This is a genomic window from Tardiphaga sp. 841_E9_N1_2, from assembly GCF_051811065.1.
In the GTDB taxonomy this organism is placed as follows: Bacteria; Pseudomonadota; Alphaproteobacteria; order Rhizobiales; family Xanthobacteraceae; genus Tardiphaga; species Tardiphaga robiniae.
In genome coordinates this window covers 4,915,418-4,928,423 of sequence record NZ_JBPWQC010000001.1, presented here as the reverse complement: position 1 = coordinate 4,928,423, position 13,006 = coordinate 4,915,418, and the positions used below count along the sequence as shown (strand labels likewise).

The following is a 13,006-nucleotide window of genomic DNA, read 5'->3' as shown; positions in this document are numbered from 1 at the left end:
TTCGCAAAACCCTTACGATCCTGTCTCTTCGAATCCCGTCGCCTCTTTCACGAGTTCCTCGGCGGCTTCCGCCAGGAGCTCATCCGACGCTTCGCCGTATACCGCTTCACGGCCGATTTCCAGCATCACCGGTACCGCAAGCGGCGACACGCGGTCGAGTTCCCGGTGAACGATACGGCCCTGGATGCGCGTCAGCATGTCGCTCAATCGCCGAATGTCCAGCAATCCCGTCGCAGCATCGGCCCGCGCGGCGCGCAACAGCACATGATCGGGTTGATGCTTGCGCAAAACGTCGTAGATCAGGTCGGTGGAGAATAGCACCTGACGGCGCGATTTCTCCTCGCCGGTGAAACGGGTATGGATCAGCCCCGAGATCACCGCGCAGGTGCGGAAGGTCCGCTTCATCAGCGCCGATTCCGCGAGCCATGCTTCAAGATCGTCGCCGAGCATGTCGGGATCGAACAAAGCGGCAAGATCGAGCCTGCCCTGCCGGATCATGTGGGACGTGTCGCCAAGGCCCCATATGGCCAGCGCATATTCATTGGCAACGAAACCCAGCGGCCGCGCGCGGGCGCGTTCAAGACGGCGCGTCAGCAGCATGCCCAGCGTCTGATGCGCGAGGCGGCCTTCGAACGGATAGCAGACGAGGTAATGCTTGTCGGCACGCGGAAAGGTCTCAACCATCAGTTCGCGCGCGCCGGGCACATGCGAGACATGGGCCTGCAGCAACAACCATTCGCGCACCTGGTCGGGCAGGCCCTTCCAGGCCCGCTCATCGTCCAGCAGCTTGCGCACGCGTTCGGCAAGGTAGGTCGAGAGCGGAAACTTGCCGCCCATATAGGATGGCACTTTAGCGTCCTTGTCATGGGCGCGCGAGACATAGACCTGATCCTCGACCAAGGATTCATAGCGCACGACTTCCCCGCCAAAGACGAAGGTGTCGCCGACCACAAGGCCTTCGATGAAATACTCCTCGATCTGGCCGAGCATGCGTCCCCCGCGCGCCAGCGCACCAGTGACACCCTTTTTGCCTTTTCCGCTGCCTCCGCGCACCAGCCGCACCTTCAGCATCGTATCCTCGACGATGGTGCCGACATTCATGCGATACATCTGGCGCACCTTCGGATTGGTGACGCGCCATTTGCCCGAGGCGTCCTGCTTGATGCGGGCGAAACGCTCGTAGATTTTCAGCGCGTAGCCGCCGGACGCCACGAACTCCACGGTATCGTCGAAATCGACACGCGACAGTTCGGCATAAGGCGCCGCCGAGCGCACTTCGTTATAGAGATCGTCCGCGCGAAACGGCGCGCCGCAGGCGCAGCCGAGCACGTGCTGCGCCAGCACGTCGAGCGAGCCAGTCCGCAACGGCGGCGTGTCCTGTGCATTTTCGGCAACGGCATCGATGGCGACGTGGCATTCCAGAACTTCGAAGCGATTGGCCGGGACCAACACGGCGCGCGAGGCTTCGTCGATGCGGTGATTGGCGCGGCCGATCCGCTGCATCAGCCGCGAGGCGCCCTTCGGCGCGCCGACATTGATGACGAGATCCACATCGCCCCAGTCGACGCCGAGATCGAGCGACGACGTGCAGACCACACCGCGTAGTTTCCCGGCCGACATCGCGTCCTCGACCTTGCGGCGCTGCGCGACGTCGAGGGAGCCGTGATGCAGCGCGATAGCGAGGCCATCGTCGTTCATGCGCCAGAGATCCTGGAACAGCATCTCGGCCTGGCTGCGGGTGTTGACGAAGACCAGCGTCGTCTTGTTGTCCTTGATAAGATCGTAGATCTCGCCGAGTGCATGGCGCGCGGAATGGCCGGCCCAGGGCAAGCGTTCCTTGGTGTCGAGCATCTCGACCACCGGCTCGGCGGCGCCGCCGGCGACGACGATATCGGCGGAAACGCTTTCGCCAACGGGCTGCGGCACGAGGAAACGCGCCAGCGATTCCGGCTCGGCGACCGTCGCCGACAGGCCGATGGCCCGCATCTCAGGCGCGAGTTTCCACAGCCGCGCAAGGCCAAGCGAGAGCAGGTCCCCGCGCTTCGACGTCACCAGCGCATGCAACTCGTCGAGCACGACGCGCTTGAGTGACGAGAACAGAAACGGCGCGTCGTCGGACGACAGCAGCAAGGCCAGTTGTTCCGGCGTGGTCAGAAGAATATCCGGCGGATAGCGCCGCTGCCGCGCCCGGCGCGACACCGGCGTGTCGCCGGTGCGGGTCTCGACCTTGACCGGCAGCTGCATCTCCGCGATCGGCGTTTCCAGATTGCGCGCGATGTCGACTGCGAGGGCTTTGAGCGGAGAAATGTAGAGCGTGTGCAGACCACCGGTGCGCTGAACGGCGCGGCCGGTGGAAACGAGGGCGTTTTTCCCCTCGCCCCGCTTGCGGGGAGAGGGTGGCGCGGACGCAGTCCGCGACGGGTGAGGGGGAGCTTCGGCGAACTCGGGAGGTTCAATTATGCGCTCCCCCTCACCCGGCTTGTTCGCTGCGCTCTCAAGCCGACCTCTCCCCGCAAGCGGGGAGAAGTTAGACAGCTCCACCAGCGTCGGCAGGAAGCCGGCCAGCGTCTTGCCCGCGCCCGTCGGCGCGATCAGCAGCGCCGAGCGATCGTCGCGCGCCTTCTCCAGCAGCGCCAATTGATGTTCGCGCGGCGACCAGCCGCGCATGGCGAACCAGCGCAGGAAATGATCGGGCAACAGGTCGGGTTTGGCGACGGATTTACGGGGCGGCACGCGTTAGAACTAGGCACTCTCAGCCGTCATTGCGAGGTCAAGGAAAGTTGCCGTGCAACTTCCCCTAACCCCTTGCGACAAAGCAATCCAGAAAACAGCAAGAGAGGACTGGATTGCTTCGCCCAAACGAAATTGGCTGCGCCAATTTCGCCGGGACTCGCAATGACGGCGAGGTCGGAGACGCTATTGCGTCACCGACTTGTCGGAGATGATCCAGTCCTTGCCATCGAACCGCTGGGTGTAGAGCGTCGCCATCGGAACATAGGCGTCATTGGTATAGCTGTAACTCACCCCCGGCAGCATTTGCGGAGCGCGGAAGCCGTTCAGGCCGATGGCCTGTTTCAGCACGTTCTCATGGGTAAGCTCGTCGCCGCAGCGGCGTAGGATCTCCGCCATGGACACGGCCTGACCATAGCCGAAGAAGGCGATCGAATTATCGGCCGAGACCGTGGGCAGATATTTCGCGCGCAAAGCTTCGAACGCCACGATGTCGGGATCCTTGGCATAAAGCGGCGAGCCGATATCCTTGCCATAGGCAATCGAGACGATGCCCTTGGCGTTCTCCAACCCTGCCGCCTCCAGGATCGATCGACCGGTGGAGCCCGCCGACAACAACTGCAGCGGCTTCCAGCCGAGCTCGACCACCTTGCGGATCGACTGCGACGTCGCCTTGCCGGTGGTGATGTTATAGAAAACATCGGCACCGGACTTGGCGAGATTGATCAGCTGCGAGTCGATCGTGGGATCGGTGAGATCATAGGTCACCTCGGCGATCACCTTCGCGGAGCCACCGGCTTTCGCGAGTTCATCCTTGAACGGCCCGAGGAAATCCCGGCCGAAATCATCGTTCTGATAGAGAATTCCGACTTTCGCGTTCGGATTCATGCTGACGACATATTTGGCGAGAATGCGCGCCTCGGTCGGATAGAGCGGCAGGCCGGCCATGGTCCATTTATTGTTCTTCGGATCGTTCCACTTCGATGCGCCGGTATTGAGCAGCAGCTGCGGTACGCCCTTGGAATTGAGATATTTGTGCACGGCCGTCTGCGGCGCGGTGCCGAGCGAGCCATAGAGTGCGAGTACCTCCTCCTGCTCCACCAGACGGCGCGTGGCCTCGACCGCCTTCGGTGCGCTGTAGGAATCGTCCATCGTCAGAAACTTGATCTTGCGGCCGTTGATGCCGCCTTTCTCGTTCAAGCTCTGGAAGTAGGCTTCGCCGACGCGACCGAGCACGCCATAAAGCGAACCGGGGCCGCTATGCGGAATGGTTTGTCCGATCTTGATTTCAGTGTCGCTGGCACCTGGATCGTATTTCTTGTCGGCGGCGATAGCGGCCGTCACAGTCAATGGCAACACGACGACGGCGACTCGCGCCGCAGACGCAAACAGTCCCTTGTTCATGGCGTTTTCTCCCTGATGATTTTTGATCCGGCTCTTTGCGAGTCCGATTGGTCGTCTCCATCCCCGGCCTATCGCCGGGGATGATCGTTATTTTAAAGTACGCGCTTACTGGCTCACCGGCTTGTCCGACAGATCCCAGTCGGTACCGTTGAATGTGCCGACATAGAGCGCCTTGATGGTAGTGTAGTCGGTCGGCGTGAAGCCATAGGTGATACCCGGCAGGAACACCGGCGCGCGATAGCCTTCCAGATTGGTGGCGTGCTTGAGCACATTCTCGCGGGTGAGATCGTCGCCGCAACGGCGCAGGATTTCCGCCATGGTCACGCCCTGCGAATAACCCTGGAACGCGATGGTGTTATCGGGATCGACATTCGGCAGATACTTCTTGCGCAACTCCTGGAAGGCGATCACGTCCGGATCGTCCTTCCACTTCTCGCTGCCGACTTCCTTGGTGTAGGTCATCGCCACGATGCCCTTGGCATTCTCGGCGCCGGCGGCGTTGATGATCGAGCGGCCGCTTGATGTCGATACCAGCAGATGCAGCGGCTTCCAACCGAGCTCCGCGACCTTGCGGATCGACTGCGACGTCGCCTTGCCGGTGGAGATATTGAAGAACGTATCCGCACCCGATTTCGCCAGATTGATCAGTTGGGAATCGATGGTCGGATCGGTGAGGTCATAAGACGCCTCGGCGATCACCTTCGCGGAGCCGCCCGCTTCGGCCAGAATCTCCTTGAACGAATTCATGAAGTCCTTTCCGAACTCGTCGTTCTGGTAAAGGATCGCGACCTTGGCGTTCGGCTTGGCCTGCATCAGGTAGCGCGCGATGATCCGGCCCTCGGTCGAATAGATCGGCAGGCCCGGCGTGGTCCACTTGAACTCTTTCGGGTTATTCCAGCGCGAGGCGCCGGTGTTGAGCATCAGCTGCGGGATCTTCTTGCTGTTGAGAAACTTCTGCACCGCCGACTGCGGCGCGGTGCCCAGCGAGCCGAACAGCGCCAGCACCTCGTCCTGCTCCGCCAGCCGGCGGGTGGCCTCGACGGCCTTCGGCGCGCTGTAGGCATCGTCCAGCGACATGAAATTGATCTTGCGCCCGTTGATGCCGCCCTTTTCGTTCAGCATCTGGAAATAGGCGGCCTGGGTCCGGCCGATCACGCCATACAGGGAACCGGCGCCGCTATAGGGGATGGTCTGGCCGAGCTTGATCTCGGTGTCGCTGGCACCCGGATCGTATTTCTTGTCCGCCGCAGAGGCCGAATGGGCCAGAATCGAGACAACTGCAGCGAGTGTTGCGGTCCTAAAGACAGACCTGTGGCGCGAAGACATCTGGTGTTTTCTCCCTGAGACCCGCTTGTGCGGGCGTGTTTTTGTGACCCGTCGCGGCGTTGATCGCGGCTGTACGGGCTTGCCCTTATCCTCTGCGGGCGCGACAGGCTTGGCAATCCCTCACAGGTTGCCTCATGTTTTCCGTGGGTTGGCTATCGACAGGTCTCAGCGCACCCAAACGTGACGAAATACGCACTGCGCCAAGAGCATCTAAACGTTTATTTAACCGGCTTTTTTCGGCCGGCGCCGCAGCGGTTGCAATGTCGGACAGTGTGGCCGTCCGGATACAGCCAATATGACCCGACTCCCCTATTCTAACGGTTCAAATCTGAATTGGGGTCGACCATGAAACGTATTCTTCTTGCGAGCGCCGCGCTGCTCGGAACCGCTGTGAGCGCGCAGGCCGCCGACATGGCCGTCAAGGCCCCTTACTACAAGGCGCCGATTGTCGCCGTCTACAACTGGACCGGCTTCTACATCGGCGTGAACGCCGGTGTCGGCATCGGCCGCGACCGCACCACCCACAATCTCAACAACGACTCACTGTACCTCTCCCCGCAGGGCGGCTTCGGCGGCGGCCAGATCGGTTACAACTGGCAGGGCGACTCGCTGCTCGGCCCGATCGTTTACGGCCTCGAAGCCGACATCCAGGGCTCGGGCCTCACCGGCGGCGGTGCTTCGGTCGCCCCGGCAACCATCTATAGCCAGAAGTCGGATTGGTTCGGTACCGTTCGCGGCCGCGTCGGTCTCGCAACCGGTCCGGTTCTTAGCTACTTCACCGGCGGTTTCGCTTACGGCAACGTCAAGAGCACCATCACCGAAGGCGGCGTGACGGCGTTCTCAGACAGCCGCATGGCGACAGGCTGGACCATCGGCAGCGGCGTCGAAGCAGCGCTCGGCGGCAACTGGACCGGCAAGATCGAATACCTCTACCTGAACCTCGGCAACAAGACGAACGCCTTCGGCGCGCCCTTCGCTGGTCAGTTCACCAACAACGAACTGCGTGAAAACCTGTTCCGTGTCGGCCTGAACTACCGCATCGGTGGCAACAGCGTTTACACCCCCGTGGCTGCGGCCAACTGGACCGGCTGGTATCTCGGCGGCAACGTTGGTTCCGGCACCGGCCGCAACCGCACGACTCTGACAGGAGCTCCCATTGCTCCCCTGGAGCAGTTCAGCCTGAACCCGGACGGCATCAATGGTGGTGGTCAGATCGGTTACAACTGGCAGGCTTCGAATTGGGTTTACGGTCTTGAGACCGATATCCAGGCATCCAGCCAGCGCGACAACAAGACTGTCGTCGGTCTCGGAACCATTGGCTACGACGCCAAGCTGCCCTGGTTTGGCACCGTCCGCGGTCGCCTCGGTTACTCGGTCGGTTCGACCCTGTTTTACGCAACCGGCGGTTTCGCTTATGGCGGCGTAAAGACGAAGATCTTCAACAACGGCGTTCAGGTTGCTGACCTGTCCAGCACCAAGACCGGCTGGACCGCTGGCGCTGGCATCGAGACCCCGTTCAAGCTGCTCGGCCTGTTTGGACCGCAGTGGACCAGCAAGACCGAATATCTCTATGTCGATCTTGGCAAGTCCACCGACCTCGTCGCTCCCGGCGTGATCAACGAGAGCAAGGTTACCGAGCACATCTTCCGCACCGGCCTGAACTATCACTTCAACAGCCCGGTCGTTGCGAAGTACTGATCTCAGCGACATCCGCTAAAATCGAAAACCCCGGCCTCGCGGCCGGGGTTTTTGTTTGCGTCGTGAACAACGCTGTTCCGAGAAAATTAACCACAAGGAACCCAATATCCAAATACCGCAATTTCTGGTCGCACGGCTGCAGACAGCATTCTGTTACCCCTTCATAGTTCGGCCAGAAACCTGAACTGGATCCCATCATGAAAACCCTTCGCCTCACCTCCGCGGCACTGCTCGCACTGACCGCCGGTGCGCAAGCCGCCGACATGGCCGCGAAGGCCCCCTACTACAAGGTGCCGGTAACAGCGGCTTATGACTGGACCGGCTTCTACATGGGCGTGAACGCGGGCTACGGCGTCGGCCGGGATCGGCTGCAAAACAACGACCCCATCACTCCCGGCTCAGCCACCTCGACCTATCTGCAGCCCGCCGGCGGATTCGGCGGGGGCCAGATCGGCTACAACTGGCAGACCGGCTCCATGTTCGGCCCGCTGGTCTACGGCGTCGAAGCCGACATCCAGGGCGGCGAGTTGAAGGACAGCTATCCGTTGCTGAACAACGGCGCCTTTCCGCTGGCGCCGCAGGACACCTACAGCCAGAAAATCGACTGGTTCGGCACGGTGCGCGGCCGCGTCGGTCTGGCAACGGGTCCGGTGCTCAGCTATGTGACCGGCGGCTATGCCTATGGCAACGTCACCACCACCACCACCTCCCTGGGCTTTCCTGCCCTAGCTACGAGCCGCGTCCAGGGCGGCTGGACCGTCGGCAGCGGCGTCGAGGCATCTCTCGGCGGCAACTGGACCGGCAAGATCGAGTACCTCTATCTCAACCTCGGCAACAAGGCCGATCAGGTGATGGTGCTCGGCACGTTTCCGCAGACCACCACCACCGAACTGCGCGAGAATCTGTTTCGCGTCGGCCTGAACTATCGCATTGGCGGCAACAACAGCACCTATGTGCCAGCACCCGCAGCGAACTGGACCGGCTGGTATCTCGGCGGCAATGTCGGCTCGGGCATCGGACGCGACCGCACCTCGGTCTCCAAAGCCGGTGACGGCCTTGGTGACTTACCTTCCTACGATGCTTTCAACCTCGCTCCCGATGGCATCAATGGCGGCGTACAGCTGGGTTACAACTGGCAGATGGCGAACTGGGTCTACGGTCTGGAAACCGACATCCAGGCCTCCAGCCAGCGCGACAACAAGACGGCCATTGGCCTGGGCGACGTCCCGTTCGACGCCAAGCTGCCCTGGTTTGGCACCGTACGCGGCCGTCTCGGCTACTCTGTCGGTTCGACGCTGTTCTATGCCACCGGCGGTTACGCCTATGGCGGCGTGAAGACCAAGGCCAGCGAAGACGGCGTCGTGCAGCTCAATGCTTCGACCACCCGGAGCGGCTGGACCGCGGGCGCCGGCATCGAGACGCCGTTCACCCTGCTCGGCCTGTTCGGCCCGAGCTGGACCTCGAAGACGGAATATCTCTATGTCGACCTTGGTTCGACCTCGAACCTGATCAACACCACGACCATCACGACCAACGTCTCCGAACACATCTTCCGCACCGGGCTGAACTATCACTTCAACAGCCCGGTCGTTGCGAAGTACTGATCCTGGTGACATCGCTGAAACGCAAAACCCCGGCCTCGCGGCCGGGGTTTTTATTGGTAGGACGCCTGGCGCTCACCGACGTTATTGCCGGCCGTCATTGCAAGGAGCCCTAGCTGACCCCGACGGCGTTAAAGCCGCCGCTTGATCGCGACAGCCACCAGTCCTGGTGCGGCAACGCCGCGTTCCGTGCGAGACGAAACGTGTTCAAGATGAATGAGCGCCAGGCCGGCAGCTGCGATCAGGCCGCGCAGATGATTTTCGCTCTGCGCATAACGCAAGCCCGCGCCAAGAGCGACACCGTCGCCGTCATGGGTCTCGGCCGTGAAGGCGAGCAGCCCGTCTGGAACGAGCACGCGCGTAGCTTCTCGCAAAACCGGCGCAAGGTCGTGCAGATAGATCAACACGTCGGCTGCGATGACCAGCTCGACACTGCTATCTGACCGGCGGCACAAACCCTCGACGATCTCGGCCACTTCAAGCTCGGCGTAAAGCCCGGTGGCATGAGCGCGCTCGATCATGCGCGGCGACAGGTCGATGCCGATGATGGCGCCAGTGCAGGCGGCAAAAGCGCCGGCCGCCAGCCCGGTGCCGCAACCGAGATCGATGGCGCTGGGGAAGAGCATCGCCCTATCCGTCGCAGCGCACGCGGCACGCACGGCGCCCAACAGGACCGCTGGTCCGCGATAACCGAGCGTATCAACCAGCGCGGCGTCGAACTTGGGCGCGTATTGATCGAACAGCGCCGTCACATAGGTCGCCGGCATGGCCGAGAGATCGTCAGCGCCGAGCCGCATCAACCGCAGACCAGCACCGTTGCGATCACCGGGATCGCTGGCCTGCGCGCGGCGAAACGCGGCGATGGCGCCGGCGGTGTCACCCAGCTGCTCCCGGACCTCCCCGAGCACGAACCATGCGGTGGCAAAGCCCGGCGCCAGATCAGTGGCCTGCTCGAACAGATCGGCCGCCGCCACCAGATCGCCCTGTACCTGCAGGTCGCGCGCATAGTCGAAACGCCGGTCGGCGTTCATATCGCCGGATGACATGAACAAGCGCGCGGGCATGGTGGGAACCGATCGGAGGGCGGGGCGTTCGCAGGATGACTCGAACCAACCCAAGGCGGACCTATATAACCGAGATGCGTCCGCAAGACATCCTTATCCCGGTTCCCGCCGGCCTTTGCTGCAAACCGGGCGGCTTCCATATCGACCCCGTCAGACCGGTCGAGCGCGCCGTGATCACCCACGGCCATTCTGACCATGCCCGCCCCGGCCATGGCGCAGTGCTGGCGACGCAAGAGACCCTCGATATGATGCGGCTGCGCTATGGCGATAATTTCGCCGGCAGCACGCAGGCGATCGCCTATGGCGAGACGGTCAAGCTCGGCGATGTCACGGTGTCCTGCCACCCCGCCGGGCATGTGCTCGGCTCGGCGCAGATGGCCGTGACCTGCAAGGATATCTGCATCGTCGCATCTGGCGATTACAAGGACGCCCATGATCCGACCTGCACGCCGTTCGAGGTTGTGCGCTGCGATGTCTTCATCACCGAAGCCACGTTCGGTCTGCCGGTGTTTCGCCACGGCGATGCCGCCGACGAAGTGAAGAAGCTGCTGGCCTCGGTCGCGCTGTTTCCGGAGCGTGCGCATCTGGTCGGCGCCTATTCGCTGGGAAAGGCGCAGCGGGTCATCAAGCTGATCCGTCAGGCCGGTTATGATGCGCCGATCTATCTGCACGGCGCGATGGAGAAGATCACACACTACTATCAGAGCCGCGGCATCGATCTCGGCGAACTGCGCCCGGTGAAGGTCATCAAGAAAGCCGATCTCGCCGGCACCATCACGCTGGCGCCGCCGTCGGCCACATCGGATGTGTGGACGCGGCGCTTTCCCGATCCAGTCACCGCCTTTGCGTCCGGCTGGATGCGCGTGCGCGCCCGTGCGCGGCAACGCGGCGTCGAACTGCCGCTGGTGATTTCGGATCACGCCGATTGGGACGGCTTGATCGCAACAATCGGTGCGACAGGCGCCGGCGAAATCTGGGTGACTCACGGCCAGGAAGACGCGCTGGTGCATTGGTGCCAGAGCCAAGGCCTGACCGCACGGCCTCTTGCGCTGGTCGGCTATGGCGACGAAGAGGAAGAAGAGACACTTCCACCCGGCGAAAGCGCCGAGGCATGAACCGCTTCGCCGAACTGCTCGATCGCCTGGCCTATGAACCCGGCCGCAACAACAAGCTGCGGCTGATCACAGGCTATTTCCGCGAAGTGCCCGATCCCGACCGCGGCTACGCGCTGGCGGCACTGACAGGTGCGCTGTCGTTCAAGCATGCGAAAGCTGGATTGATCCGCGATCTGATCGCATCGCGAACTGATCCGGTGTTGTTTGAACTCTCTTATGACTATGTCGGCGACCTCTCGGAAACGGTTGCGCTGATGTGGCCGAAGGCCCAGGACATCGCGCACAACAACCCGCCACCACCGACACTCACCGAAGTCGTCACCACACTCCGCACGCTCGGCAAGGCCGAATTGCCCGCACAACTCACCCGCTGGCTCGATGAACTCGACGAGACCGGGCGCTGGGCACTGCTGAAGCTCGTCACCGGCGCGATGCGGATTGGCGTTTCGGCGCGGCTGGCCAAGACCGCCGCCGCGGCGCTCGGCGACAAGGACCCGCATGACATCGAGCTGATCTGGCCCGGCCTTGCGTCGCCCTATGGCGAATTGTTCGCCTGGCTCGAAGGTCGCGCGGAGAAGCCGGTCAATCGCGATCCGGCGCCGTTCCGCCCGGTGATGCTGGCACATGCCATCGAAGATTCCGACTTCGCCAATCTCGACGCGTCCGATTTTGTTGCGGAGTGGAAATGGGACGGCATCCGGATTCAGGCGGTCAGCGGCAAAGGCGATGACGACAGGATCGTCACGCGGCTCTATTCGCGCACCGGCGAGGACATCACCGGAAGCTTCCCGGACCTGACGCCATCGCTGCGTTTGCCCGGCGCGATCGATGGCGAGTTGCTGGTCCTGCGCGAGGGACGCGTGCAGTCATTCAATGTGCTGCAACAACGGCTGAACCGGAAAAGCGTGACGCCGAAGCTGATGAAGGAATATCCCATTCATCTGCGCGCCTATGACCTGCTCAGTGACGGCGAGACGGATTTGCGCGAACTGCCATTCGAACAGCGACGAACCAAACTGGAAAGATTCATCGCGGAGCTCGACGACGACAGGATCGATCTGTCCGACCAGATCCCGTTCGCAACATGGGATGCCCTCACGGCCGCACGTGCCGATCCCGTCAGTGCCGGAGCCGGCGAAGATGCCGATGCCGTCGAAGGCGTGATGCTGAAGCGGCGCGATTCCGCCTATCTGCCGGGACGGCCGAAAGGCCAGTGGTGGAAATGGAAGCGCGATCCGCACATCATCGACGCGGTGCTGATGTATGCGCAACGCGGCCACGGCAAGCGCTCGTCCTATTATTCGGATTACACCTTCGGCGTCTGGACCGCCGGCGAGAGCGGCGACCAGCTGGTGCCGGTCGGCAAGGCCTATTTCGGCTTCACCGACGAGGAGCTGTTGCAAATCGACCGCTTCGTCCGCCGCAACACCACCGAAAAATTCGGCCCGGTCCGCCACGTCACCCACGAACCTGACAAGGGGCTGGTGCTGGAAGTTGCCTTTGAAGGGCTGGCGCGCTCGCCCCGGCACAAGTCGGGGGTCGCAATGCGGTTTCCCCGCATCAGCCGGCTGCGCTGGGACAAGCCGCCACGTGAGGCCGACCGGCTGGAGACGCTGGAGCGCATGCTGAAGGCGGAGACCACAATTGCGCCGCCCGAGCCTGCGACGCCTTGACGGTCCATACTTGACGAACGAGCCGGGTTCCCCATTTGCGTGGGACCACCTATGATCAGCGCGCGATTTGCGCGCAGGAGACCATCATGCAGCCAAATGAGACCCGGGACTTGCCGGCCAACAATGACGGCCTGGCGCGCTTCCTCGGCGGTTCGCCGCTGGCGGTACTCGGCCGGCTGATCCTGCTGTCGATCCTGGTCGGCGTCGTTCTCGCCGCCATCGGCTTCGATCCGTGGAACATCGTCACCAGCATCCGCCGCCTGTTCCAGTGGGTCTATGACCTCGGCTTCGATGCCATCAATGGCCTCTGGCGCTACTTCCTGCTCGGCGCCGTGATCGTCGTGCCGATCTGGCTGATCATGCGGCTGTTCAGCGCCCCCCGCGGCCGCTGAGAC

General features: G+C 62.5%; 9 protein-coding genes. 5 read left to right on the top strand and 4 right to left on the bottom strand.

Annotated features, from left to right (window positions below; translation table 11 throughout):
- Positions 1–12: 12 nt before the first annotated feature.
- The 3 genes from AB8A50_RS23635 to AB8A50_RS23625 form a co-directional block, all read right to left on the bottom strand.
- Positions 13–2,733 (bottom strand): ligase-associated DNA damage response DEXH box helicase, encoded by a 2,721-nt coding sequence (locus tag AB8A50_RS23635; protein WP_439079090.1) that lies wholly within the window; start codon positions 2,731–2,733, stop codon positions 13–15.
- A gap of 183 nt (positions 2,734–2,916) precedes the next feature.
- Positions 2,917–4,134, bottom strand: coding sequence for an ABC transporter substrate-binding protein (locus tag AB8A50_RS23630; protein ID WP_439079089.1), 1,218 nt, complete (start codon positions 4,132–4,134; stop codon positions 2,917–2,919).
- 105 nt (positions 4,135–4,239) lie between these two features.
- Positions 4,240–5,460 carry an ABC transporter substrate-binding protein gene (locus AB8A50_RS23625; protein WP_439079087.1) on the bottom strand — a complete coding sequence of 407 codons (1,221 nt, stop codon included), beginning with the start codon at positions 5,458–5,460 and terminating at the stop codon, positions 4,240–4,242.
- A 345-nt stretch (positions 5,461–5,805) separates the two neighbouring features.
- On the opposite strand from AB8A50_RS23625, the gene AB8A50_RS23620 reads away from it, so the two are divergent.
- Both AB8A50_RS23620 and AB8A50_RS23615 read left to right on the top strand, forming a co-directional pair.
- Positions 5,806–7,158: an outer membrane protein gene (locus AB8A50_RS23620; protein ID WP_439079086.1), complete on the top strand. Its 1,353-nt coding sequence runs from the start codon at positions 5,806–5,808 to the stop codon at positions 7,156–7,158.
- 197 nt (positions 7,159–7,355) lie between these two features.
- Positions 7,356–8,762: an outer membrane protein gene (locus AB8A50_RS23615; protein ID WP_439079085.1), complete on the top strand. Its 1,407-nt coding sequence runs from the start codon at positions 7,356–7,358 to the stop codon at positions 8,760–8,762.
- Between the two features lie 128 nt (positions 8,763–8,890).
- Here the strand turns inward: AB8A50_RS23615 and AB8A50_RS23610 are convergent, their stop codons facing one another.
- Complete coding sequence (locus AB8A50_RS23610) at positions 8,891–9,823, bottom strand: methyltransferase domain-containing protein (RefSeq protein WP_439079084.1); 933 nt, start codon at positions 9,821–9,823, stop codon at positions 8,891–8,893.
- A 74-nt stretch (positions 9,824–9,897) separates the two neighbouring features.
- On the opposite strand from AB8A50_RS23610, the gene AB8A50_RS23605 reads away from it, so the two are divergent.
- From AB8A50_RS23605 to AB8A50_RS23595, 3 genes are all read left to right on the top strand, one after another.
- Complete coding sequence (locus AB8A50_RS23605; RefSeq protein ID WP_439079083.1) at positions 9,898–10,938, top strand: ligase-associated DNA damage response exonuclease; 1,041 nt, start codon at positions 9,898–9,900, stop codon at positions 10,936–10,938.
- A complete protein-coding gene (locus tag AB8A50_RS23600) occupies positions 10,935–12,611 on the top strand; it encodes an ATP-dependent DNA ligase (protein ID WP_439079082.1) in 1,677 nt (558 codons plus the stop codon). The genes AB8A50_RS23605 and AB8A50_RS23600 overlap by 4 nt, the downstream gene beginning before the upstream one ends.
- Before the next feature lie 86 nt (positions 12,612–12,697).
- Positions 12,698–13,003 (top strand): DUF6460 domain-containing protein, encoded by a 306-nt coding sequence (locus AB8A50_RS23595; protein WP_068737958.1) that lies wholly within the window; start codon positions 12,698–12,700, stop codon positions 13,001–13,003.
- The last annotated feature ends 3 nt before the right edge of the window (positions 13,004–13,006 follow it).